This window comes from Streptomyces sp. NPDC047079 (genome assembly GCF_040643755.1).
Taxonomy (GTDB): domain Bacteria; phylum Actinomycetota; class Actinomycetes; order Streptomycetales; family Streptomycetaceae; genus Streptomyces.
Window position 1 is genome coordinate 252,940 of sequence record NZ_JBEYUZ010000006.1, and the last position, 23,618, is coordinate 276,557.

The window sequence follows — 23,618 nt, forward strand, 5'->3', positions numbered from 1 at the left end:
AGAGCAACCGCCCCTCGGCACCCCGCCTTTGTAGGATCGGACCATGGCGCGCAATGTGGTGGTCAGCGGTGGCGGTACGGGAATCGGCCTCGCGGCGGCGCGGGCCTTCGCGGCGGACGGCGACCGGGTGCTGCTCCTCGGCAGGCGGGCGGACGTACTGGAGAAGGCGGAAGTGCCCGGGGCACTCACCTACGCGGCCGACCTCAGCGACCCGGACGCCGTGCGCGGGGTCTCCCGTTGTGTGGCGGACGAGCTCGGCACCGTGGATGTGCTCGTCAACAGCGCGGGCGGCGCCGGGAACCTGGAGCCCGTGGCCGACGCCGACGACCCGCTCGGAGCGGTCGCACACGCCTGGACCGTCAACTTCCGGGTGAACGTGCTCACCGCGGCCCTGCTCACGGAGGCGCTGCGGGACCGGCTCGCCTCCCCCGGCGGGCGCGTGCTGTTCCTCAGCTCCATCGCCGCCTACCGGGGCTCGGGCAGCGGGGCGTACGCCGCGTCCAAGGCCGCGCTGCACCCTTACGCCTTCGATCTGGCCCGGCAGCTGGGACCCCGCGGCATCACGGTCAACGTGGTCGCGCCCGGCTATGTCGAGGACACCGAATTCTTCGGGTGCACGATGGAACCGGGGCGGCGCGACCGGCTCATCGCCGAGACGTCGACCGGCCGCCCCGGTACCCCCGGTGACGTCGCCCAGACCCTGCACTGGCTGGCGTCCCCCGGCGCCCGGCACATCACCGCCCAGGTGATCCAGGTCAACGGCGGCGCCGAACGGGGGCACTGACGGGCCCGGGACTCAGCCCCGGCCCGTCCGCGACGACTCGTAGGCCTTGCGCATCCGGCCCTCGGGCGACTCGTGCGTCGCGGGAACCGAGTCCTCCGGCGACGCGTGGCCGCCGCGGGCCGCACCGTCGGCCCACGCGTGGCCGTTCCTGCTCGGCGGGGGCACGGCGTTCGCCGTGTTGACCCGCGGCAGCGCGTAAGGGTGCGCCTCGCTCAGCCAGCGGATCATCCGCTCGCGGACGGTGACCCGCAGTGTCCAGATGTCGTCCGCGTCCTTCGCGGTCACCAGCGCCCGCACCTGCATGGTGTTGGGTGTGGTGTCGGTGACCTGGAGGCCGAAGGCACGGCCGTCCCAGGCGGGGCACTCGCGCAGAAAGTCGCGGAGCTTGTCGCGCATCGCCTCCACGGGCGCGGAGTGGTCGAGGTGGAAGTAGACGATGCCGGTCATCTGGGAGCCGCCGCGCGACCAGTTCTCGAACGGCTGCGAGGTGAAGTACGACACCGGCATGGTGATCCGGCGCTCGTCCCACGTCCGTACCGTCAGGAACGTCAGGGTGATCTCCTCGACGGTGCCCCACTCGCCGTTCACCACGACCGTGTCGCCGATCCGGACCATGTCGCCGAACGCTATCTGCAAGCCGGCGAAGATGTTGGAGAGCGTGGACTGCGCGGCGACACCTGCGACGATGCCGAGGATGCCGGCCGAGGCCAGCAGCGAGGTGCCGGCCGTCCGCATCGCCGGGAACGTCAGCAGCATTGCGCTGGCCGCCACCACCCCGACGACCGCCGACACCACCCGCATGATCAGCGAGACCTGGGTGCGCACACGCCGGACCCGGGCCGGGTCGCGGTGGGCGCGGGCGTAGCGCGAGTAGGACGTCTCGACGACCGCGCCCGCGATACGGATCACCAGCCAGGCGGCGGATCCGATGAGGACGAGCGTCAGGGTGCGCCCGACGGCGACCTGATGCGCCTCCAGGAGCTCCGCCTGGTCGTAGGACCCTCTCAGCAGCGCCGCGCACAGGACGAGCTGGTAGGGGATGCTGCCGCGGCGGAGCAGTCCCCACAGGGGCGTCTCGGGGTGCCCGGCGTTCGCCTTGCGCAGCAGGCGGTCCGTGGCCCACCCGACGAGCACGGTGAGCACGACCGAGCCACCGACGACGATCACCGGGCGCAGTACGTTCTCCATGCCTTCGAACGTAACCGGCTGACGGCGTCCTGAACCTGTGTCCCGGATCTCCCTGGGAAACCACTGTTCACAGCGTTGTCCGTGCCGACTGGCACCATGGGCTCATGAACATCATGCTCTTCCACTCGACATACGGACCGCGGCCCGCGGTCAGGGCCGCCGCCGACCGGCTGCGTGCCGCCGGGCATGAGGTGTGGACCCCGGACCTGTTCGAGGGCCGCACCTTCGAGACGGTCGAGGAGGGCATGGCCTTCAAGGACGAGATCGGCAAGGAAGAGCTGCTCAAGCGGGCGGTCCTGGCCGCGGCGCCGTACTCGGAGCGAGGAGTGGTGTACGCGGGGTTCTCCCTCGGCGCCTCCATCGCGCAGACCCTGGCGCTCGGCGACAAGAGCGCGCGCGGGCTCCTGCTGCTGCACGGCACGTCGGACATCGCGCCGAGCGCCTCGGTGGACGGGCTGCCGGTGCAGCTGCATGTCGCCGAGCCGGACCCGTTCGAGACGGACGACTGGCTGAGCGCCTGGTATCTCCAGATGGGGAGGGCGGGCGCGGACGTCGAGATCTATCGTTACGCGGGCGCCGGTCACCTCTACACCGACCCGGACCTGCCGGACTACGACGAGGAGGCGGCCGAGGCCACCTGGCGGGTGGCGCTCGGCTTCCTCGACAGCCTGTAGCCGTCCGGCTCCCGGCTTACACCGGGTCGTACGTGCGCTCGACCTTCTGCGTGCCGCTGCGCGTGCGGTACGAGCGCTGCCAGGAGGAGGTGGCGTTCGCGCTGGCGCGGTCGGACAGGGCGTAGTAGTCCATCTGCGCCCGCTCGGCGGTGAGGTCCAGCACGCCGTAGCCGTGGCGGTCGGTGTCCACCCAGTGGACGTGCCGGTTGGCGGCCCTGATGAGCGGCGAGGCGACGGCGGAGACGGTGCCCTCGGGGACCTTCACGATGTCGTCGAGGTTGTCGGAGGTCACCGAGGTCACCACGAACTCGGTGGCCGCCGACGCCGACAGCGGGTAGGTGCCCGCGTCCACCGGCACGTCGTTGGCCCACGCCATGTGGATGTCACCGGTCAGGAAGACGGTGTTGCGGATGGCGTTGGAGCGCAGGTGGGCGAGCAGCTCCCGGCGGTCGTCGGTGTAGCCGTCCCACTGGTCGGTGTTGAGGGCCAGGCCGTCCTGCGGCAGGCCGAGCAGTTTGGCGAGCGGCTTGAGCAGGTCGGCGGAGAGGGAGCCGATGGCGAACGGCGAGATCATGACCGAGTTGCCGACCAGCCGCCAGGTGGTGTCGGAGGCCTTCAGGCCGGCCTTCAGCCAGTCCAGCTGGGCGCGGCCGGTGAGCGTTCGGTCCGGGTCGTCGACCGAGCCGTTGCCGACCTTGACCTGCTGCGAGCGGAACGAGCGCAGGTCCAGCAGCGAGAGGTCGGCGAGCTTGCCGAAGCGCAGCCGACGGTAGGTGGTGCCGGCGATCGCCGGACGCACCGGCATCCACTCGAAGTAGGCCTGCCTGGCGGCGGCCTGACGGGCGCTCCAGGCGCCCTCGGCGCCCTCGGTGTGGTTCTCGGCGCCGCCCGACCAGGCGTCGTTGGCGAACTCGTGGTCGTCCCAGATCGCGACGACGGGTGCCTTGGCGTGCAGGGCCTGAAGGTCCGGGTCGGTCTTGTACTTGCCGTGCCGGATGCGGTAGTCGGCGAGGGTGAGGATCTCGTGGGTGGGCGCGTGCCGGCGCACCACAGTGCCGCGCGTGCCGTATCCGCCGGTGCCGTACTCGTAGATGTAGTCGCCGAGGTGCAGCCACGCGTCCAGGTCGTTGCGGGCCGCGAGATGGCGGTAGGCGGAGAAGTAGCCGGCCTCCCAGTTGGCGCAGGAGACCACGCCGAAACGCAGGCCGGAGACGGCCGCGTCGGCCGCCGGCGCTGTGCGGGTGCGTGCCACCGGGGAGTCGGTACCGCCGGCCGAGAACCGGAACCAGTAGTCGGTGGCCGCTTCCAGGCCGCGGATGTCGGCCTTCACGGTGTGGTCGGAGGCGGCCGTCGCGGTGGTGGAGCCCTTGGCGACGATGCTGGTGAACGCCTTGTCCTTGGCGACGGCCCAGCTCACCTCGGTGTCCGGGCCGAGCCCGGATCCCGGTATCGCCTCGGCGACCGGGGTCACCCGGGTCCACAGCAGGATGCCGTCGGGCAGCGGGTCGCCGGAGGCGACACCGTGCAGGAAGGCGGGGGCGTCCGTGGCGGCGCGGGCCGGAAGCGCGGCGGCCAGCGGGCCGGCCAGGACAGCAGTCGCCGCCGCGGCCTTGACGACCGAACGGCGGCGAGGGGAGAGGGAGCCAGAGCTCTCGGATGATCTGTATCGACTGGTCACGGCCGATCAGATTACTGACCAGTACGAACAGAGAGCGGGCGAACGTGAAAAGTTCGCCCGCTCTTCATGCGGAGACTCGGTTGCCGGTCGGCGTCAGCCCTTGAGGGCCGCGTCCACCACCCTGTTGAAGTCGGCCACCGTCAGCAGCGGGGTGCCCTGGTTGTCGGCGGTGAGCTTCTTGCCGTCCATGACGAAGCCCGGGGTGCCGGTCACGCCGTCCTTGTTGGTGTCGAAGGTCTTCGACATGGCCACCGCCCAGGCGTCGTAGGTGCCCTTCTTGACCGCGTCCTGGAACTCGGTGTTGTTCTTCAGCGCGGAGACCGTGTCTGCGACCTTGATGAGGTAGCTGTCGTCCTTGAACTTGTCGGTCTGCTCGTCCGGGTGCCACTTCGTCGAGTAGAGCGCGCTCTTGTACTCGAGGAACGCCTCGGGGCTGACATTGAGCGCGGCACCGAGGGCGCTCAGCGCGTTCTTGGAGCCGACGCCGTTGTCGTGGCCGTCGATGAACGTGGCACCGATGTACTGGATCTTGAACTTGCCGTCGTCGAGGTCCTTCTTCACGGTCGTGCCGACCGTCTGCTCGAACTGGGCGCAGACCGGGCAGCGCGGGTCCTCGTAGACCTTGAGGGTCTTCTTGGCGGTGTCCTTGCCGATGACGACGGTGGTGCCGTCGCTGCCCGTGGTGTGGGCCGGGGCGAGGACCTTGGCGTTCTTCAGGCCCTCCCAGTAGCTGGGCTTGTTGGACTGGACGACGGCGTAACCTATGCCGCCCGCCGCCGCCAGGACGGCGACGACCGATGCGGCGACGATGAACTGGCGCCTGACCTTGTCGCGCTTGGCCTGGCGCTCGCGCTCCGCGCGCAGCCGCTCCCGGGCCGCCGTCTTCGCCGTCTGACTGTTCCGCTTGCTCATGGGTGATCTCCATAGGGACGCGCGCACATGGGTGCGCGGGTTGGGTGGGGTGCTTCCGTGCTCTTGGAGTGCTCCGGCCTTAGCCGAAGGCGACCGAGCGCGGCGGACCCCGCCGTCCCAGGGAGTGCACGAACAGGCGGGTGCGGGCGGCGGCGGTGCGGTGGACGGGGCGCGGCACCCCGGGGACCGGCGCGAGGCGTACCCGCACCGCGGCGACCGCCAGCAGCAGCGGCCGGAAGGTGGTCGCCATCAGCGCGCTCAGCAGCTGGGCCAGCGCCCGCTCGCCCCGGCGCAGCCAGACGGCCGCGAGGAGGCCGACGCTCACATGGGCGGCGAGCAGCAGCCAGGCGGTCGCCGGATCGGCGTGCGCCAGGAGCGTCGCGACCCGGTCCGTGCCCGTGCCGGTGACCCGGGTGAGCGGGGTGCCCATGCTGCCGCCGCTGCACAGGACGTCCAGGCCCACCGAGCGCAGCGGGCCCGTGAGAGGGCCGCCCGCCCTGCCGTAACAGGCGTGCTGGCCCGTGGTGAACACCGTGTCCGCGGTCAGCTCCAGCGGGACCAGCAGGGCGGCGATCCGCCCGAAGCCGCGCTCGCGGCCCGCCAGCGCGTAGGAGAGGGCGAAGACGGCGGCCGCGACCGCGGCCACTGTCCCCACCGGCAGCGGGACCTCGGACAGCAGCACGTGCGACGCGGTGCTGAGCGTCACGACCACCGCCGTGAACAGCGCCGCGCGTACGGCTCTGAGCTGGGTCCCGGATATGTCCATGGCGTGGAGAGTCTCCCACGTGCTCCCGTAAAGCGCCCTTAAAGGGGTGCCATGCGTTACGGGAGCGTTGTGCGGGCGTGGTCGAGAGGGTCAGGGAGCGAGGGGGCGGGGGCTCACAGGCCGGGGATCCGGCCGTTGCGGAACAGGTCCAGGAAGATCTGGTGGTCGGCACGCGCGCGGGCCCCGTACGTGTGGGCGAAGTCCACCAGCAGCTCCGGGAAGCCGGTCTCGTCGGCGGCGATCGCCGCGTCGATGGCCCGCTCCGTCGAGAAGGGCACAAGGGACTCGCCGGACTGGTCGTCCGCCGCCGCGTGCATCGTGGCCGTGGCGCGACCGAGGTCGGCGACCACCGCGGCGATCTCCTCCGGGTCGTCGATGTCGCCCCAGTCCAGGTCCACGGCGTACGGCGACACCTCGGCGACCAGCTGGCCCGAGCCGTCCAGCTCCGTCCAGCCCAGCCAGGGGTCCGCGTGCGCCTGAAGGGCGCGCTGGGAGATCACCGTGCGGTGGCCCTCGTGCTGGAAGTATGCGCGGATCGCCGGGTCGGTGACGTGGCGGGAGACGGCCGGGGTCTGCGCCTGCTTGATGTAGATCACCACATCGTTCTCCAGGGCGTCGCTGTGGCCCTCGAGGAGGATGTTGTACGACGGCAGGCCGGCCGAGCCGATGCCGATGCCGCGGCGGCCGACCACGTCCTTCACGCGGTAGGAGTCCGGGCGGGCCAGGGAGGTCTCCGGCAGCGTCTCGAGATAGCCGTCGAAGGCCGCGAGCACCTTGTAGCGCGTGGCCGCGTCCAGCTCGATGGAGCCGCCGCCGGGCGCGAAGCGGCGCTCGAAGTCGCGGATCTCGGTCATCGAGTCCAGCAGCCCGAAGCGGGTCAGCGAGCGGGCGTCGCGCAGCGCGTCCAGGAGCGGACCCTGCGCGGTGTCCAGGGTGAAGGGCGGCACCTCGTCCCTCTTGGCGCCGGTCGCGAGGGAGTGGACGCGCTCGCGGTAGGCCGCCGCGTAGACCCCTACCAGCTCGGTGATCTGGTCGTCGCTGAGCGCCTTGGCGTACCCGATCAGTGCCATGGAGGCGGCGAAGCGCTTCAGGTCCCAGGTGAAGGGGCCGACGTACGCCTCGTCGAAGTCGTTCACGTTGAAGATCAGGCGGCCCGTGGAATCCATGTACGTGCCGAAGTTCTCGGCGTGCAGGTCGCCGTGGATCCACACCCGGGAGGTGCGGTCGTCCAGGTACGGGCCGCCGCGCCTCTCGGCGTCGAGGTCGTGGTAGAAGAGGCACGCCGTGCCCCGGTAGAACGCGAAGGCGGAGGCCGCCATCTTGCGGAACTTCACGCGGAACGCGGCCGGGTCGGCGGCGAGCAGCTCGCCGAAGGCGGTGTCGAAGACGGCGAGGATCTCCTCGCCGCGTTGCTCGGCGTCGAGCTGCGGAACCGACATCGCGGGGTGCCTCCAGGTGCAGGTGGTGCGTGACATGTGGGACCGGTTCGCCCGTTCCCTTCCAACGGACGACGGTACGCGGAAAGTGCCCGCGACCCCCGCACGAGGACGCGTACGGCAAGGCCCGTGTCCATTGCACGAAAGTACGGACGCGGTCCGTGTCCTTCCGGATGAAGGTACGCGGGGAAGCCCGCCGGGTGTCAGTCCCGAGGCATAGACTTCGACGCTGTCCCCCCAGACTGTCCGCAGCCGGTCGGACACCCGTCGACCGACGTTCGCCTTGGAGGCCGCAGCCGTGTCAAAGCCGCCGTTCACGCACCTGCACGTCCACACCCAGTACTCGCTGCTGGACGGTGCCGCGCGGCTGAAGGACATGTTCGACGCGTGCAACGAGATGGGCATGACGCACATCGCCATGTCCGACCACGGCAACCTCCACGGGGCGTACGACTTCTTCCACTCCGCGAAGAAGGCCGGGGTCACCCCGATCATCGGCATCGAGGCGTACGTCGCCCCCGAGTCCCGGCGCAACAAGCGCAAGATCCTCTGGGGCCAGCCGCACCAGAAGCGGGACGACGTCTCCGGTTCCGGCGGTTACACCCACAAGACGATGTGGGCGGTGAACAGGACGGGCCTGCACAACCTCTTCCGCCTGTCCTCGGACGCGTACGCCGAGGGCTGGCTTCAGAAGTGGCCCCGGATGGACAAGGAGACCATCGCGCAGTGGTCCGAGGGGATCGTCGCCTCCACCGGCTGCCCCTCCGGCGAGGTGCAGACCCGGCTGCGCCTCGGCCACTTCGACGAGGCGCTGAAGGCCGCCGCCGACTACCAGGACATCTTCGGCAAGGACAGGTACTTCCTGGAGCTGATGGACCACGGCATCGACATCGAGCGCCGGGTCCGCGACGGCCTGCTGGAGATCGGGAAGAAGCTCGGCATCCCGCCGCTGGTCACCAACGACTCGCACTACACCTACGCGCACGAGGCCGGCGCCCACGACGCCCTGCTGTGCATCCAGACCGGCAAGAACCTCTCCGACCCGGACCGCTTCAAGTTCGACGGCACCGGCTACTACCTGAAGTCCACGGACGAGATGTACGCCATCGACTCCTCGGACGCCTGGCAGGAGGGCTGCGCCAACACGCTTCTCGTCACCGAGATGGTCGACACCACCGGCATGTTCGAGAAGCGCGACCTCATGCCCAAGTTCGACATCCCGGAGGGCTACACCGAGGTCACCTGGTTCCAGGAGGAGGTCCGCCGCGGCATGGAGCGCCGCTACCCGGGCGGCGTCCCGGAGGACCGTCAGAAGCAGGCCGAGTACGAGATGGACGTCATCATCTCGATGGGCTTCCCGGGCTACTTCCTCGTGGTCGCCGACTTCATCATGTGGGCCAAGAAGCAGGGCATCGCGGTCGGCCCCGGCCGAGGCTCCGCGGCGGGCTCGATCGTCGCCTACGCCATGGGCATCACCGACCTCGACCCGATCCCGCACGGGCTGATCTTCGAGCGGTTCCTCAATCCCGAGCGCATCTCCATGCCCGACGTCGACATCGACTTCGACGAGCGCAGGCGCGTCGAGGTGATCCGGTACGTGACGGAGAAGTACGGCGCCGACAAGGTCGCCATGATCGGCACCTACGGCACCATCAAGGCCAAGAACGCGATCAAGGACTCCGCGCGCGTGCTGGGCTACCCGTACGCGATGGGCGACCGCATCACCAAGGCCATGCCCGCCGACGTCCTCGGCAAGGGCATCCCCCTGTCCGGCATCACCGACCCGAACCACCCGCGCTACTCGGAGGCGGCCGAGGTGCGCGGGATGTACGAGAACGAGCCGGACGTGAAGAAGGTCATCGACACCGCGAAGGGCGTCGAGGGCCTGGTGCGGCAGATGGGTGTGCACGCGGCCGGCGTGATCATGTCCAGCGAGACCATCACCGAGCACGTGCCCGTCTGGGTCCGGCACACCGACGGCGTGACCATCACCCAGTGGGACTACCCGAGTTGCGAGTCGCTCGGCCTGCTGAAGATGGACTTCCTCGGCCTGCGCAACCTGACGATCATGGACGACGCCGTCAAGATGGTGAAGTCCAACAAGGGCGCCGACATCGACCTGCTGGCGCTGCCGCTGGACGATCCCACGACCTTCGACCTGCTCCAGCGCGGTGACACGCTCGGTGTCTTCCAGTTCGACGGCGGCCCCATGCGCTCCCTGCTGCGCCTCATGAAGCCGGACAACTTCGAAGACATCTCCGCCGTGTCGGCCCTGTACCGCCCGGGCCCGATGGGCATGAACTCCCACACCAACTACGCGCTGCGCAAGAACGGCCAGCAGGAGATCACGCCGATCCACCCGGAGCTGGAGGAACCGCTCAAGGAGGTCCTGGACGTCACCTACGGCCTGATCGTCTACCAGGAGCAGGTGCAGAAGGCCGCCCAGATCATCGCCGGGTACTCGCTCGGCGAGGCCGACATCCTCCGCCGCGTGATGGGCAAGAAGAAGCCCGAGGAGCTGGCGAAGAACTTCACCATCTTCCAGGCCGGCGCCCGCAAGAACGGCTACAGCGACGAGGCCATCCAGGCCCTGTGGGACGTGCTGGTCCCGTTCGCGGGCTACGCCTTCAACAAGGCTCACTCCGCGGCGTACGGCCTGGTCTCGTACTGGACCGCCTATCTCAAGGCGAACCACCCCGCCGAGTACATGGCCGCGCTGCTCACCTCGGTCAAGGACGACAAGGACAAGTCGGCCGTCTATCTGAACGAGTGCCGGCGCATGGGCATCAAGGTGCTCCCGCCGAACGTCAACGAGTCGGAGGCGAACTTCGCCGCGCAGGGCGACGACGTGATCCTCTTCGGCCTCTCCGCCGTGCGCAACGTGGGGACGAACGTCGTCGAGTCGATCATCAAGTGCCGCAAGGCCAAGGGCAAGTACACGTCCTTCCCGGACTACCTCGACAAGGTCGACGCGGTGGTCTGCAACAAGCGGACCACGGAATCGCTGATCAAGGCGGGCGCCTTCGACACGATGGGGCACACCCGCAAGGGCCTCACCGCGCAGTACGAGCCGATGATCGACAACGTGGTCGCGGTCAAGCGCAAGGAGGCCGAGGGTCAGTTCGACCTCTTCGGCGGCATGGGGGAGGAGCAGAGCAGCGAGCCGGGCTTCGGTCTGGACGTCACCTTCACCGACGAGGAGTGGGACAAGACCTATCTGCTCGCTCAGGAGCGGGAGATGCTCGGTCTCTACGTCTCCGACCACCCGCTGTTCGGTCTGGAGCATGTGCTGTCCGACAAGGCCGACGCGGGCATCGCGCAGCTCACCGGAGGTGAGCACGCGGACGGCGCGGTCGTCACCATCGGCGGCATCATCTCGGGCCTCCAGCGCAAGATGACCAAGCAGGGCAACGCCTGGGCGATCGCCACGGTCGAGGACCTCGCCGGCTCGATCGAGTGCATGTTCTTCCCGGCGACCTACCAGCTGGTGTCGACCCAACTCGTCGAGGACGCCGTGGTGTTCGTCAAGGGCCGTCTCGACAAGCGCGAGGACGTGCCGCGGCTGGTCGCGATGGAACTGATGGTCCCGGACCTGTCCAACGCGGGCACCAACGCGCCCGTGGTGCTCACCATCCCCGCGATGAAGGTCACCCCGCCGATGGTGAGCCGCCTCGGCGAGATCCTCAGCCAGCACAAGGGCGACAGCGAGGTGCGCATCAAACTCCAGGGGCCGCGCAAGACGACCGTTCTCAGGCTGGACCGTCACCGCGTCAAGCCGGACCCCGCGCTCTACGGCGATCTGAAGGTCCTGCTCGGACCCTCCTGCCTGGCGGGCTGACCGTTCACAGCGGCGTACGCGAGGGGCGCATCCTGCAAAGGGCGCGCCCCTCGGTGTGTATCGGGGCCCCTTTGGGCCGTGGGGCTTCAGGTTCCCTGATGCGGGCTTCAGTTGTGGCCGAAGCTCTGCTTCTTCTTCCGTGCGACGTCCGCAGGGCTGCCCTGGACCTGCGCCACCGGGGACTCGTGCGTCTCGGTGGCGGAGGACCTCTGCCCCTGCTCCTGTGCCTGCTCGGCCTTGGAGGAGCGGTTCTGCGGGCCCGCCTGCTTGCGGTTCTTGTTCTTGGCCATGGTGATCTGCCTCCTGTGGGGGATCTGAGGGCCAGAGTCGGGACCAGATTCACATAGCCTGACAACAGGCGCATGTCGGATAATTACCGTGTGTGATAACGCCTGTTGTGCGGAGGCGCCCCCGATCCGCCACGCCGAAGATCCAGTTCGGGCCGTTAACCTCCCCGAGGTCGGGCAGACTCGAAGGAAGCCCGAAGCAAACCTCCCGGAAAGAGGGTGGAACGCGTGGACCGCTGCATCGTCCTGGTGGACGCCGGGTATCTGCTGGGGGCTGCCGCCAGCCTGCTCGCCGGGGAGCCCTCGAGGTCCCGGATCACCGTCGACCACGCCGCCCTCATCCAGGGGCTGCGCGAACGCGCCGAGTCCGACACGGAACGGCCCCTGCTGCGCATCTACTGGTTCGACGGCGCCCCCGACCGGGTCCCGCAGCCCGAACACCGAAGGCTGCGCGTGATGCCCCGGGTGACCGTGCGGCTGGGCGCGCTGACCCGCAGCGACGGGCGGTGGGCGCAGAAGGGCGTCGACGCAGCGATGCACGCCGAGCTGACCGAGCTGGCCCGCAACCGCGCCTGCTCCGACGTGGTGCTCGTCACCGGCGACGGGGACCTGCTGCCGGGCATGATGGCCGCCAAGGAGCACGGGGTCGCCGTGCACCTGTGGGCCGTGCAGGCCGCTGACGGCGACTACAACCAGTCCGAGGATCTGGTCGCCGAGGCCGACGAGCGGAGGGTGCTCGACCGGGCCTGGATCACCCAGGCGGTACGCGCCAAGGAACAGGGCGGGGTGTGCGCGCCCCCGCCGGCCCCGCGTCCGGAGATCGCCGCGATCCTGTCCGCGCCGCTGCCCGAGTCGGCGCTCGCGGCCACGACGGACCAGTCGGCGCCGGAACCGGAGCACGTCACGGCGCCCGCGTCGCGCAACGGCGCCCAGGAGCCCGTACCGGCGTCCAAGGGCGTGCCCACGCCGAAGGACCTGGCCGCCCTGCGGGCCCCCGGGCCGCAGATCGCGCAGCAGCCCACCGGGGCGACACTGCGCTGGTCGTCCGACAAGGGATGGGTGGACCGGCCGGCCGGAGCGGAGTCGCCGGAGGCCGCCTCCCTGCCCACGCTCGCTCAGCTGACGACCGCGGAGCAGCGGTGGGCCGACCGGGAGGAGGACATCACCACGGTCGGCGGCGACCCCTACGAGGTAGGACAGGTGTTCGCCCGGCGCTGGATCGGGCGCCTCGCCGACCACACCCACCTGACGAGACTTTCGGGCATGTATCCGCGGGTGCCGCACCGCATCGACGGGGAACTGCTGCGTTACGCGGCGCGCTTCGGCCTGCTCGCGCACAAGGACGACCAGATCGACGAGCACGACCGGTACGCGATCCGGGCGGGATTCTGGCGGGAGATCGACCAGCGCACGACGGCGGAGCACGCGCCCGCCGGCGAGTAGCCCACGGAGGACCGGGCGGGCCCCGAGGGCCGCTCGGCGTCCGCCACCCCTTACCCTCGTCCTTTGTGAGTACGCGCACCGCACAGGCACAACGGCAGGGTGGCGATGTCGTGTGCGCCGTGCGCGGGCTGACCAAGACCTATCCCGCGGTACGGAGTCGGCGCGGCACGCCCGGGACGCCCGAGGTGCGGGCGACCGACGACGTACGGCTGGACGTCGGGCGCGGGGAGATCTTCGGGCTGCTCGGGCCGAACGGCGCCGGCAAGTCCACCCTCGTACGCCAGCTGACGGGACTGATGCGGCCCGACCGCGGCAGCGTCGAGATCCTCGGCCATGACATCGTGCGCCACCCCGAGCGGGCCGCGCGCGTCCTCGCCTACCTGGGCCAGGAGTCCACCGCCCTCGACGAGCTGACCGTCTCCCTCGCCGCCGAGACGACCGGGCGACTGCGCGGTCTCGAACCGCGACGGGCTCGTGCGGAGCGGGACGCGGTGTTCGACGAACTCGGACTCACGCCGATCGCCGGGCGGCCGCTGAAGAGGCTCTCCGGCGGCCAGCGCCGGCTGGCCTGCTTCGCCGCCGCGCTCATGGGGGAGCGGCCGCTGCTCGTGCTCGACGAGCCGACGACCGGGATGGACCCCCTCGCACGGCGCGCGGTGTGGGCGGCCGTGGACCGGCGGCGGGCCGAGCGCGGGACGACCGTGCTGCTGGTCACCCACAATGTCATCGAGGCCGAGACCGTCCTGGACCGGGTCGCCGTCCTCGACCGGGGGCGGGTCATCGCCTGTGACACCCCGGCCGGGCTCAAGGAGCGGATCGCCGGCGAGGTACGGGTCGAACTCGTGTGGCGCGAGCAGGCACCGCTGGAGGTCCCCGAGGTGGCGGCACTGCGTGCCCGAGCCGTCGAGTCCGGGCGCCGCTGGTCACTGCGCATGGCCCCGGAGGAGGCACGCGCGGCCGTCGCCACCGTCACCGGGGGTGCCGCCTTCGCCGCCCTCGACGACTTCACTCTGGCCACCCCCAGCCTGGAGGACGTCTACCTGGCGCTCGGCGGCAGCACCCGGCAGGGACTGGTGAAGGCATGAGCGCCCGCGGCGTCGGGTCCGTATGCAGCGCAAGGGGCGTCGTGTCCGTGGGGGACGGGCCGACGGCAGGAACGAAGAGGAGCAGCGCGACGTGAGTGTCGTACCCGCCGAGGTTCTGCCCGGCGCCCGTGTGGCGGAGAGCGGTGCCCCGGGCGAGACCGACCTGGGGCCGCGGGCACGGTTGTGGCCGTCGCTCGTCGCCGTCTACCGGGCGCAGCTCTCCCGGGCGCGGGTCGCGCGGATTCCCCTGCTGTTCGTGGCGACCTTCCAGTCGATCGGCATCATGATCATGATGCGCGGGGTCGTGGACGGTGGGGACGACGCCCGGTCCGTGGTCGCCGGGGCGTCCGTGCTGGTGGTCGCGTACGTCGGTCTGAACCTGCTGGCGCAGTACTTCGGTCAGCTGCGCGCCAGCGGCGGGCTCGATCACTACGCGACGCTGCCGGTGCCGGCGGCCGCGGTGGTGCTGGGCGCGGCGGGCGCCTACGCCTCCTTCACCGTGCCCGGGACCGTGGTGACCGCCGTCTTCGGCTGCGCGCTGTTCGGGCTGCCGCTCGCCCACCTGTGGGTGCTGGCGGCGGTGATCCCGCTCTGCGGGGCCGCGCTGTCCGGACTCGGCGCCGCCCTCGGCCTGCTCGCGCCTCGCCCCGAACTGGCGACCCTGCTCGGGCAGTTGGGCATGTCGGCGGCGCTGCTGCTGGGGGTGCTGCCGGCCCACCGGATGCCGGATGCCGTCCAGGTCGTACGGGATCTGCTGCCGTCCACGTACGGGGTCGAGGCGTTTGCGCGGACCTTCGGGGGGCACCCGGACTGGCCGTTGGTCCTCGGTGACCTGGCCGTGTGCGCCGCGGTCGGGACGGCTTCGCTGGCCCTGGCGACCTGGGCCTACCGCCGGGCGGCCGTCCGGTGACGCGGCTGACAGACACGACTGGCAGGATGTGAAGGTGACCGCTCCGTTGACTCCGCCTCCGCCGCCGCATGAACAGCCCCCGCACTCTTCGCGCGGCGGGTGGCAAGCCGTGTCGGCCCCTCCCGGGATGGGCCCCGCTCCGCACGGCGCCACGGCCGCCTACGGCGCGGACGGACCCGGTATGAAGACCGAGCTGCGGGAGGCCGCCGTGATCACGGTGGGTGTCGCGCTCGCCGGGGTGCTGCTCGGGGTGCTGTGGTCATGGCTCGCGCCGCGCGTGCCGCTGGTGGGGGACGTGGTCGACAACGCCTGGGTCGTCTATCTGAAGGACACCGAGGGGGAGCAGGCGATCGGGGTGGACGGGACGTTCGCGCTGCTCGCGCTCGGGTTCGGGGCGCTCAGCGCGCTGGTCGTGTTCCTGGTGCGCAAGCGGGGCGGAGTGCCGCTGGTCGCGGCGCTCGCCCTCGGCGGACTGCTCGGCTCCCTGCTCGCGTGGCGGGCGGGCGTCTGGCTCGGGCCCACGCAGAACGTGCTCGCGCACGCCAAGGCCGTGGGCAAGGGCGTGACGTTCTCGGCGCCGCTGAAGCTGGGGGCGAAGGGTGCGCTGCTGGCCTGGCCGGTGGCGGCACTGGTGGTGCACCTCGGCCTGACGGCGCTGTTCGGCCCCCGGGACCCCGACCCCTATACGACGCCGTACGGATCGGCCGCGCCGCCGGTGGCGTAGGCCCTACGCGGGCGAGGGGACGCGCCCGGGCCGTGCGCGGACCGTGGGGACGCGCGTCGGCGGGGCGGCCCGTACGCGGCCGTCGAATCCTTCCCGAGGGCGCCGGGGCAGCCGTGCGAGGCTGCCCGGCACCGGGGGAGGGGCGTGGTCACGCCGGACGGTGGCCGTGGTTCGCGTGGCCCTTCTTCATGCGCCATTTGCGCTTGCGTGTCCTCTTCGACATATATCCGTACTAGCCGAGGACGGGCCGTTCGTCGAGTCAGGCCCGGCCGATGGGAGCCAGGGTCGCCTCCGTGAGGGCCGCCAGGTCCTTCGGGGACAGCTCCACCTCCAGGCCCCGGCGGCCCGCCGAGACGCAGATCGTGTCGTACGACGACGCCGACGCGTCCAGGACCGTACGCAGTCTCTTGCGCTGGCCCAGAGGGGAGATGCCGCCGCGCACATAGCCCGTCGTGCGCTCGGCCAGCGCCGGGTCCGCCATCGTCGCCCGCTTGCCGCCCACCGCCGTGGCCAGCGCCTTCAGATCCAGCGAGCCCGCCACCGGGACCACCCCGACCACCAGCGTGCCGTCCACGTCGGCCACCAGCGTCTTGAAGACCCGGTCCGGGGAGACCCCCATCGCCTCGGCCGCTTCCTCGCCGTAGGACGGGTGGGAGGGGTCGTGGTCGTAGGAGTGGACCGTGAAGTCCACACCCGCGGCCGTCAGTGCCACCGTCGCCGGAGTCCCGCCCGCCCGTCGCCCACCAGCAGCGCTTTGTTCCTGCTGCTTCTTCGCCTTCTTCGCCATCCCGGCCTGTTCCTCGAAAGTCGTACGTCAGTTCAGACTTGTCGGACTCCGCGTCAGCTCCGACGCGGGCAAGGACGGCAGACTACGGATGATCGCGGTCTCCGCGCGCAGGAGTTTCAGCTCGTCGCGCAGGCGTGAGGCGGTGTCCGGGGCCTGGAGCAGCCGCTGTTTCGTCGGTGTGTCCAGCATCACCGCGGCCGCCACCAGGTAGGACACCACCGCCGGTTCGTCCGGCAGGTCCGCGCCCGTCGACAGGGACCTCTCCCGTGCGCCCGCGAGCCGCTTCTGGTACTGGCGGAACGCTCGCAGCACACCCTCGGCGAGGGCGCCGGCCTCGTCGCCCGGCTCCTCCGGCAACTCCTCCAGCTCGGCCGTCAGGAAGGGACCCGACGCGTCCACCGAGAGCAGCCGGACCCGTGTCGTGCCCGTCGCGAGCACCTCGAACGTGCCGTCGGGCCGCTCCCGGATCGTCGCCGCGTCCGCGACGCAGCCCACCCCGTGGAACGCCTTGGCCGGGTCGGCGCCGAAGCCCGCCGCGGGTCCGCGCTCGGGCTGGGCCGTCGGATCCGGCATGCCCGGCGCGCTGGGGGCCACCTCGTACCCATCGCGGATGGCGACGACGGCGAAACGGCGCGGTTCGTCCTCTGGGGTCTTCAGCAGGGTGCGCATCAGGGCGCGATAGCGCTCCTCGAAGATGTTCAGCGGGAGCACGAGCCCCGGGAACAGCACCGAGTTGAGTGGGAAGAGCGGAAGCCGGACGGTGGTCACGACCGGAAAGCCTAATGGTCGCGGGCGGGGGCGCGTCCGGCGCGTTCACTCCGTGGGAGAAGCGGCCGGGTCGAGGGGAGGGCTTGCGCCGCCGCCACCTCCCGGCGGAGGTCCCTGCGCAGGTCCAAAAAACGGCCCAGCGGATCGTCACCGGCCCCGTCCCAGGGGAACGAGGTGGCGTACGGCCCGATCAGGCGCAACTGCGTCAGCGCGTCCTGCCGGCGCCCCAGTCCGACCAGGACGCAGGTGAGGAGGTTGCGGACCTCGGCAGGCCGTGGATCCGCGGGCGCGTACCGCGACGACAACGCCATCGCCCGGTCCGCCGCCGCGTCCAGCCGGCCGCGGGAGACCACCGCCCCGCCGTCGTCCGTCAGATACCCGTAGGCGGCGCGCAGGGGCAGCGCCTGAACCAGGGAGCCGGACGGCGCGTCCTGCGCGGCGGTCTCGGCGAAGTCGAAGCACTCGCCGTGCGAGCCGTGCCAGACCGCCGAGAGGTACTCCAGCGCCGCGACATGGCAGCCGTAGTGGTGGGGGGAGCGGCGCACCGCCTCGCCCCACAGCCGCTCGAACTCGGTGTGGTCCGCGCCGACGCCGCGGGCGTGGTCGAGTGCCACCCGCCACGGCACCGGGTCCCAGGAGTCGCCCTCGGCCGCCGCCCTGACCAACGGGCCGACGTCCCGCAGCAGTTCGACGCGAGCCGGCGACTGCCAGCTCCGGGTCACCGCCAGCTCCGCCCTGACCAGCAGCGCGTCCGGGTCGTCCGGGGCGGTGGCGCACCAGTGCGCGAACCACTCGTCGCGGGAGCGCGCGAAGGCGGCGAGCCGCGCCGCATACCGGTCGCGGTCCTCCCACTCGCCGGCCTGACGGGTGGCCGCGAGCAGCTCCGCCGCCGGGCCGTGGTCGCCGAGCCCGGCCGCCGCCAGGGCGGGGGCCAGCCGCTCGTCGGGCGCGTCGAGCAGCACCTCGTCGTCCGCAGGCAGCCCGTCGGCGAGGTGGGGGGTCGTACGTGCCATCCGTGCCCTGTGGATGAACGCGCGTAGCAGTGCCATGGTGTCGACCATTGAAAAGGCGCAGGTCGGGGCGCGCCAGCACAAATGCGTAACCCGTTTTAGTTGTATTCTCAACAGTCAAGAGTGGGCAAAGAACGACTGTTTCGCCGCTGTTGAGGGCGTATGCGGTCTCTGTGCCGCGGCTCCGCGGACGGGGCCTCAGTTGCGCCGCAGCAGCCGGGTCGCCCCCGCCGCGACCGTCGTCGCCAGGATCCAGCCGAGCAGGATGACCACCGCCGACAGCCACTGCCACCCTCCGCTCAGCCGCCACTGGCTCACCTGGCCGAGATCGATGACCGGCAGCAGCAGGTCCAGCGCGAACAGCGAGGGGTTCCACTCCGGGTGCCCGTCCTTGCTGACCGGCGGATGGCTCGCGTGCGAGAAGGCGACCGAGGCCGCCGCCCACAGCACCGCCATCCACACCGCCGCACGGCCGGGCCGGTAGCCGTAGGCGACCGTCCAGTCCTGTGCGTAACCCCACAGCTTGGCCGCGGGCGGCAGCGTCTCGCGGCGCCGCCGCTGCTTGGCGAGCAGCACCTCGCGCGCGTCCTCGTCCTCGCCGGAGCCGCGCAGCACGGCCGCGAGCCGTTCGTAGGGCTCGGGGTTGTACTCGGCGGTCGCCGCCGCCACCCACTCCAGGCGCCGGGCGAGCGGGAAGGCGTCCTGCGGCACGAGGTTCTCGTAGGCGAAGCCGCCCATGTGCAGATTGCCCGGGCCCGGCCAGCTGGCCCACCGGTCGATCAGGTTCACGATCCGCGCGCCCGAGAGGACCACCTTGCCGCGCTCGGGCCGCTCGCCCAGGAAGCGCAGCTCGGGCGTCTGGACCCGGCGCAGGGACAGCTCCTGCTCGTCGTCGAGGATGAACCGGGCCCGGTCCAGATCGACCGAGTCTCCGAACCGCCCGTCGTCCAGCCGTACCCCGCCCCGGCACTCGAACGGCTGCACCCGCGTACCGCGCGCGGGCGTGGTGCCACTGGTCAGCAGCGGATTGCCGACACCCGCGGGGGTCAGATACAGCGTCCGCTCGACCGTCAGCTGCGGGGCGTTCAGCGCCAGCCGGGTGTACGGGTTGGCCAGCCGGGCGCCGCGCAGGCTCAGCGAGACGCCGACGGTGGCGCTGCGCAGGCTCAGCTCGCCCTGCGACTCCAGCATCTCGGCCTGGAGGTCCTGCCCGACGCTCAGCCCGTCCGCGGTGATCGAGCGACCGCGCCGGTCCCGGTAGACGACGGCCTGGTTGAGCAGCAGGTCGGTGCCGATGTGCGCGTCGGTGAGCCGTACCCCGCCCTGGAAGCGGCAGCGCGGCAGATGCAGATCGCCCTCCGTGTGCACCCGCGCCGCCTCCAGACGCGGCACCGAGCAGTCCACCAGCCGCAGGGTCGTGAAGCGGGCCTCGGGCAGCAGGATCTCCTTCTCGAACCGGCAGCCCTTCAGCTCCACGAAGGGGACGATCGTGCCGCCCGCCAGGTCCAGCGCGTCGATGATCCGCACACCGGTCAGCTTGAGCGAGGCCACGCGACCCGGCAGAGCGGGCGGTCCGTCCAGCAGCAGCCAGGCCACCATGCGCGCCCGGACACTGCGTTCGGGACCCCAGGGGTGGCCCCCGTGCGGATCGTCCATGACGGGGTCGCCGCAGCGCAGGTCGTACACGCTGCCATTGCGGAAGGCCTGCCACATTCCCGCCTCCGTGGCGGTCAGGTCGTCCGGCAGGTCCCCGGCGTGGATGCCGACACCCTGGGTCACGGCTTTTCCTTCCTCCCCGGCTACTCGCGAGTTTCGTACGACCGTTCATGCCCGCTGTGTGACGGGCCGAACGCTGACGGTGAAGGTGATCTTCCGGGTCCCGTACCAGCCACCGGATCCGGCCACCCCCGGTGGCCCCCGGCGGCTCCCAAACCACCCGATCCGGCCATCACCCACTCGGCGAGCGGCGCCCCTGCCCGGGAGGGCGCCGCCCCTCGCGGTGCCGGCACGCCGCCCGCTCCTCACCATGGTCCCGACACGCCGACGTTCCGGGGACGCGGCACCGGCCTGCGCCGCCCGGCCGCCGGGTGCCCGCGGCGCCCGCACCCGAGCCGCCCGCCGCCGTCGCCCCAGGCGGCCCAGGGCGCCTCACTCCTCCGCCGCACCGACCGATGCCGCCGGACCCCTCGCCACGGATTCCGTCCGCCCGCCCACGCTCTGTATCAGCCACTGATACGGCCGTCCGGCGTCTCGTCGCCGTCTGAGAGAATTGGCCCTGTGATCTCCCGAATCGATCTGCGCGGCGACGCCCTCCCCGAGGGCCCCGCCCTGCGTGACCTGCTGCCCCGAGCCGACTTCGACGTCTCGGCCGCCCTGGAGAAGGTGCGTCCGATCTGCGAGGCCGTGCATCATCGTGGCGACGCGGCGCTGATCGACTTCGCCGAGAAGTTCGACGGCGTGCGTCTGGAATCGGTCCGGGTGCCGGCCCAGGCCCTCGAGGACGCGCTGGAGCGGCTCGACCCGGCCGTGCGCGCCGCCCTGGAGGAGTCCATCCGCCGCGCCCGTCTCGTCCACCGCGCACAGCGCCGCTCCTCGCACACCACCCGGGTCGTCCCCGGTGGCACGGTCACCGAGAAGTGGGTGCCGGTGGAGCGCGTCGGGCTGTACGCGCCCGGCGGCCGCTCGGTCTACCCGTCGTCCGTGATCATGAACGTGGTGCCCGCACAGGAGGCCGGCGTCGAGTCGATCGCCCTGGCGTCCCCCGCGCAGCCCCCCGCTTTTGAGAACGACCCGGCCGGCGGCCTGCCGCACCCGACGATCCTCGCCGCCTGCGCCTTGCTCGGCGTCGACGAGGTGTACGCGGCCGGCGGCGCGACCGCCGTCGCGATGTTCGCGTACGGCACCGAGTCCTGCCCGCCCGCGAACATGGTCACCGGCCCCGGCAACATCTGGGTCGCCGCCGCCAAGCGCTACTTCACCGGCAAGATCGGCATCGACACCGAGGCCGGTCCCACCGAGATCGCGATCCTCGCGGACGACACCGCCGATCCGGTGCACGTGGCCTCCGACCTGATCAGCCAGGCCGAGCACGACCCGCTGGCGGCCGCCGTGCTGGTCACCGACTCGGTGGAGCTCGCCGACGCGGTGGAGAAGGAACTCCAGCCACAGGTCGAGGCCACCAAGCACATCGAGGACCGGATCCGCCCGGCGCTCGCGGGCAAGCAGTCGGCGATCGTGCTGGTCGACGGCGTCGACGAGGGCCTGAGGGTGGTCGACGCGTACGGCGCCGAGCACCTGGAGATCCAGACGGCCGACGCCGCCGCGGTCGCCGGCCGCGTGCGCAACGCGGGCGCGGTCTTCGTCGGCCCCTGGGCCCCGGTCTCGCTCGGCGACTACGCGGCCGGCTCCAACCACGTCCTCCCGACCGGCGGCTGCGCCTGCCACTCCTCGGGCCTGTCCGTGCAGTCGTTCCTGCGCGGCATCCACGTCGTCGACTACACGAAGGACGCGCTGGCCGAGGTCGCGCACCACGTGGTGACGCTGGCGGAGGCGGAGGACCTGCCCGCGCACGGCGCGGCGATCAGGGCCAGGTTCGGCTGGAAGGTGCCTGAGAGCAAGTGAGCTTCGGAATCGACGATCTTCCCGTACGGGACGAGCTGCGCGGCAAGTCCCCCTACGGCGCGCCCCAGCTGGACGTCCCCGTACGGCTGAACACCAACGAGAACCCCTACCCGCTGCCCGAGCCGCTGGTCGAACGGATCGCCGAGCGTGTGCGCGAGGCCGCCCGGAGCCTCAACCGCTACCCGGACCGCGACGCGGTCGAGCTGCGCACCCGGCTCGCCGAGTACCTGACGAAGACCGGCGGGCACCGGGTCGGCGTCGAGAACGTCTGGGCGGCCAACGGCTCCAACGAGGTCATCCAGCAGCTGCTCCAGACCTTCGGCGGCCCCGGCCGCACGGCGCTCGGCTTCGAGCCCTCGTACTCGATGCACGCGCTCATCGCGCGCGGCACGGGCACCGGCTGGATCTCGGGCCCGCGGCGCGAGGACTTCACGATAGATCTCGGCGCCGCCGAGCAGGCCATCGCCGAGCACCGGCCCGACGTCGTGTTCGTCACGACCCCGAACAACCCCACCGGCAACGCGGTTCCGGCGGGGACGGTCCTCGCCCTGTACGAGGCCGCGCAGGCCGCGAGGCCCTCCATGGTCGTCGTGGACGAGGCCTATATCGAGTTCAGCCACGGCGACTCGCTGCTGCCCCTCCTCGAAGGTCGGCCGAATCTCGTCGTCTCGCGGACGATGTCGAAGGCGTTCGGGGCCGCCGGCCTCCGCCTCGGCTATCTCGCCGCGCACCCGGCGGTCGTGGACGCCGTCCAGCTGGTCAGGCTGCCGTACCACCTCTCGGCGGTCACTCAGGCGACCGCCCTGGCGGCGCTGGAGCACACGGACACGCTGCTGAAATACGTCGAGCAGCTGAAGTCGGAGCGGGACCGGCTGATCGCCGAGCTGCGCGCGATCGGCTACGACGTCACCGAGTCCGACGCGAACTTCGTGCAGTTCGGGCGGTTCGAGGACGCCCACGCCACCTGGCGGGAGATCCTCGACCGGGGCGTCCTGGTCCGTGACAACGGCGTACCGGGATGGCTGCGGGTGACCGCCGGGACCCCGGAAGAGAACGACGCGTTCCTCGACGCGGTACGTGAACTGAAGAAGGAGCAGAGCGCATGACCCGCGAGGGACGCCTCGGAAGAATCGAGCGCACCACCAAGGAGACCTCGGTGGTCGTCGAGATCGACCTCGACGGCACCGGCAGGACCGACATCTCGACCGGCGTCGGCTTCTACGACCACATGCTCGACCAGCTCGGCCGGCACGGTCTGTTCGACCTGACCGTGAAGACCGAGGGCGACCTGCACATCGACTCGCACCACACCATCGAGGACACCGCCCTCGCGCTCGGCGCCGCCTTCAAGCAGGCGCTCGGCGACAAGGTGGGGATCTACCGCTTCGGCAACTGCACGGTCCCGCTGGACGAGTCCCTCGCCCAGGTCACCGTCGATCTGTCCGGCCGCCCGTACCTCGTGCACACCGAGCCCGAGAACATGGCGCCCATGATCGGCGAGTACGACACCACGATGACCCGGCACATCCTGGAGTCCTTCGTCGCCCAGGCCCAGATCGCGCTGCACGTGCACGTGCCCTACGGACGCAACGCGCACCACATCGTGGAGTGCCAGTTCAAGGCGCTGGCCCGGGCCCTGCGCTACGCCAGCGAGCGCGACCCGCGCGCGGCCGGAATCCTCCCGTCCACGAAGGGTGCGCTGTAGAG

General features: G+C 71.2%; 20 protein-coding genes. 10 read left to right on the forward strand and 10 right to left on the reverse strand.

Translation table 11 applies throughout. From position 1 onward, the window contains the following. The first annotated feature begins 43 nt into the window (after nt 1-43). Nucleotides 44-784 (forward strand): SDR family oxidoreductase, encoded by a 741-nt coding sequence (locus tag ABZ823_RS12015; protein WP_361657427.1) that lies wholly within the window; start codon nt 44-46, stop codon nt 782-784. Between the two features lie 12 nt (nt 785-796). Here ABZ823_RS12015 and ABZ823_RS12020 read toward each other — a convergent pair whose 3' ends face one another. After that, nucleotides 797-1,972, reverse strand: coding sequence for a mechanosensitive ion channel domain-containing protein (locus tag ABZ823_RS12020; RefSeq protein ID WP_361657430.1), 1,176 nt, complete (start codon nt 1,970-1,972; stop codon nt 797-799). Between the two features lie 104 nt (nt 1,973-2,076). Here ABZ823_RS12020 and ABZ823_RS12025 point away from each other — a divergent pair, with 104 nt between their 5' ends. Then, nucleotides 2,077-2,646: a dienelactone hydrolase family protein gene (locus tag ABZ823_RS12025; protein WP_361657433.1), complete on the forward strand. Its 570-nt coding sequence runs from the start codon at nt 2,077-2,079 to the stop codon at nt 2,644-2,646. Nucleotides 2,647-2,662: 16 nt separating this feature from the next. Here ABZ823_RS12025 and ABZ823_RS12030 read toward each other — a convergent pair whose 3' ends face one another. The 4 genes from ABZ823_RS12030 to ABZ823_RS12045 all read right to left on the reverse strand — a co-directional run bounded on the left by ABZ823_RS12030 (nt 2,663) and on the right by ABZ823_RS12045 (nt 7,441). After that, nucleotides 2,663-4,324, reverse strand: a complete 1,662-nt coding sequence (locus ABZ823_RS12030) for an alkaline phosphatase D family protein (protein WP_361657436.1) — start codon at nt 4,322-4,324, stop codon at nt 2,663-2,665. A 93-nt stretch (nt 4,325-4,417) separates the two neighbouring features. Further along, nucleotides 4,418-5,236, reverse strand: coding sequence for a thioredoxin domain-containing protein (locus ABZ823_RS12035; RefSeq protein WP_361657439.1), 819 nt, complete (start codon nt 5,234-5,236; stop codon nt 4,418-4,420). Between the two features lie 79 nt (nt 5,237-5,315). Next, nucleotides 5,316-6,002, reverse strand: a complete 687-nt coding sequence (locus tag ABZ823_RS12040; RefSeq protein WP_361657442.1) for a hypothetical protein — start codon at nt 6,000-6,002, stop codon at nt 5,316-5,318. Nucleotides 6,003-6,115: 113 nt separating this feature from the next. Further along, on the reverse strand, nt 6,116-7,441 hold the full coding sequence (locus ABZ823_RS12045; RefSeq protein ID WP_361657446.1) for a DUF2252 domain-containing protein: 1,326 nt from the start codon (nt 7,439-7,441) through the stop codon (nt 6,116-6,118). Between the two features lie 295 nt (nt 7,442-7,736). Here ABZ823_RS12045 and dnaE point away from each other — a divergent pair, with 295 nt between their 5' ends. Then, a complete protein-coding gene (gene dnaE, locus ABZ823_RS12050; RefSeq protein WP_361657449.1) occupies nt 7,737-11,276 on the forward strand; it encodes a DNA polymerase III subunit alpha in 3,540 nt (1,179 codons plus the stop codon). Between the two features lie 107 nt (nt 11,277-11,383). On the opposite strand, the gene ABZ823_RS12055 is transcribed toward dnaE, so the two are convergent. Beyond that, entirely contained in the window at nt 11,384-11,566 is a 183-nt protein-coding gene (locus ABZ823_RS12055) for a hypothetical protein (protein ID WP_361657452.1), read from the reverse strand. Between the two features lie 225 nt (nt 11,567-11,791). Here ABZ823_RS12055 and ABZ823_RS12060 point away from each other — a divergent pair, with 225 nt between their 5' ends. The 4 genes from ABZ823_RS12060 to ABZ823_RS12075 all read left to right on the forward strand — a co-directional run bounded on the left by ABZ823_RS12060 (nt 11,792) and on the right by ABZ823_RS12075 (nt 15,725). After that, nucleotides 11,792-13,006, forward strand: a complete 1,215-nt coding sequence (locus ABZ823_RS12060) for an NYN domain-containing protein (RefSeq protein ID WP_361657455.1) — start codon at nt 11,792-11,794, stop codon at nt 13,004-13,006. A 110-nt stretch (nt 13,007-13,116) separates the two neighbouring features. Further along, complete coding sequence (locus tag ABZ823_RS12065) at nt 13,117-14,091, forward strand: ABC transporter ATP-binding protein (RefSeq protein WP_361657546.1); 975 nt, start codon at nt 13,117-13,119, stop codon at nt 14,089-14,091. Nucleotides 14,092-14,182: 91 nt separating this feature from the next. Further along, the gene (locus ABZ823_RS12070) at nt 14,183-15,001 is read left to right on the forward strand and encodes an ABC transporter permease (protein WP_361657458.1); all 819 of its coding nucleotides are present in this window, start codon (nt 14,183-14,185) and stop codon (nt 14,999-15,001) included. A 34-nt stretch (nt 15,002-15,035) separates the two neighbouring features. Continuing rightward, nucleotides 15,036-15,725 carry an AAA family ATPase gene (locus ABZ823_RS12075; RefSeq protein WP_361657461.1) on the forward strand — a complete coding sequence of 230 codons (690 nt, stop codon included), beginning with the start codon at nt 15,036-15,038 and terminating at the stop codon, nt 15,723-15,725. Nucleotides 15,726-15,984: 259 nt separating this feature from the next. Here ABZ823_RS12075 and ybaK read toward each other — a convergent pair whose 3' ends face one another. The 4 genes from ybaK to ABZ823_RS12095 form a co-directional block, all read right to left on the reverse strand. Beyond that, a complete protein-coding gene (ybaK, locus tag ABZ823_RS12080; RefSeq protein WP_361657464.1) occupies nt 15,985-16,512 on the reverse strand; it encodes a Cys-tRNA(Pro) deacylase in 528 nt (175 codons plus the stop codon). A 27-nt stretch (nt 16,513-16,539) separates the two neighbouring features. Beyond that, nucleotides 16,540-17,280 (reverse strand): LON peptidase substrate-binding domain-containing protein, encoded by a 741-nt coding sequence (locus tag ABZ823_RS12085; RefSeq protein WP_361657466.1) that lies wholly within the window; start codon nt 17,278-17,280, stop codon nt 16,540-16,542. An 11-nt stretch (nt 17,281-17,291) separates the two neighbouring features. Then, nucleotides 17,292-18,329 carry a hypothetical protein gene (locus ABZ823_RS12090; protein WP_361657468.1) on the reverse strand — a complete coding sequence of 346 codons (1,038 nt, stop codon included), beginning with the start codon at nt 18,327-18,329 and terminating at the stop codon, nt 17,292-17,294. 159 nt (nt 18,330-18,488) lie between these two features. Continuing rightward, nucleotides 18,489-20,069, reverse strand: coding sequence for an oxidoreductase (locus ABZ823_RS12095; protein WP_361657471.1), 1,581 nt, complete (start codon nt 20,067-20,069; stop codon nt 18,489-18,491). Nucleotides 20,070-20,567: 498 nt separating this feature from the next. Between ABZ823_RS12095 and hisD the strand changes: the two genes are divergently transcribed. Genes hisD through hisB form a run of 3 tightly spaced genes read left to right on the forward strand, consistent with a single transcriptional unit; the run spans nt 20,568 to nt 23,616 of the window. Then, entirely contained in the window at nt 20,568-21,911 is a 1,344-nt protein-coding gene (gene hisD, locus ABZ823_RS12100; RefSeq protein ID WP_361657474.1) for a histidinol dehydrogenase, read from the forward strand. Beyond that, nucleotides 21,908-23,017, forward strand: coding sequence for a histidinol-phosphate transaminase (locus ABZ823_RS12105; RefSeq protein WP_361657477.1), 1,110 nt, complete (start codon nt 21,908-21,910; stop codon nt 23,015-23,017). Before hisD ends, ABZ823_RS12105 begins: the two co-directional genes overlap by 4 nt. Then, nucleotides 23,014-23,616 (forward strand): imidazoleglycerol-phosphate dehydratase HisB, encoded by a 603-nt coding sequence (gene hisB, locus ABZ823_RS12110; RefSeq protein WP_361657480.1) that lies wholly within the window; start codon nt 23,014-23,016, stop codon nt 23,614-23,616. The genes ABZ823_RS12105 and hisB overlap by 4 nt, the downstream gene beginning before the upstream one ends. Nucleotides 23,617-23,618: the final 2 nt, after the last annotated feature.

Excerpts from the sequence above, each read along its gene's own strand:
- ABZ823_RS12015 (WP_361657427.1), top strand. The coding sequence starts at position 44 with ATGGCGCGCAATGTGGTGGTCAGCGGTGGCGGTACGGGAATCGGCCTC.
- ABZ823_RS12020 (WP_361657430.1), bottom strand. The coding sequence starts at position 1,972 with ATGGAGAACGTACTGCGCCCGGTGATCGTCGTCGGTGGCTCGGTCGTG.
- ABZ823_RS12025 (WP_361657433.1), top strand. The coding sequence starts at position 2,077 with ATGAACATCATGCTCTTCCACTCGACATACGGACCGCGGCCCGCGGTC.
- ABZ823_RS12035 (WP_361657439.1), bottom strand. The coding sequence starts at position 5,236 with ATGAGCAAGCGGAACAGTCAGACGGCGAAGACGGCGGCCCGGGAGCGG.
- ABZ823_RS12040 (WP_361657442.1), bottom strand. The coding sequence starts at position 6,002 with ATGGACATATCCGGGACCCAGCTCAGAGCCGTACGCGCGGCGCTGTTC.
- ABZ823_RS12045 (WP_361657446.1), bottom strand. The coding sequence starts at position 7,441 with ATGTCGGTTCCGCAGCTCGACGCCGAGCAACGCGGCGAGGAGATCCTC.
- ABZ823_RS12055 (WP_361657452.1), bottom strand. The coding sequence starts at position 11,566 with ATGGCCAAGAACAAGAACCGCAAGCAGGCGGGCCCGCAGAACCGCTCC.
- ybaK (WP_361657464.1), bottom strand. The coding sequence starts at position 16,512 with ATGGCGAAGAAGGCGAAGAAGCAGCAGGAACAAAGCGCTGCTGGTGGG.
- ABZ823_RS12090 (WP_361657468.1), bottom strand. The coding sequence starts at position 18,329 with ATGGCACTGCTACGCGCGTTCATCCACAGGGCACGGATGGCACGTACG.
- hisB (WP_361657480.1), top strand. The coding sequence starts at position 23,014 with ATGACCCGCGAGGGACGCCTCGGAAGAATCGAGCGCACCACCAAGGAG.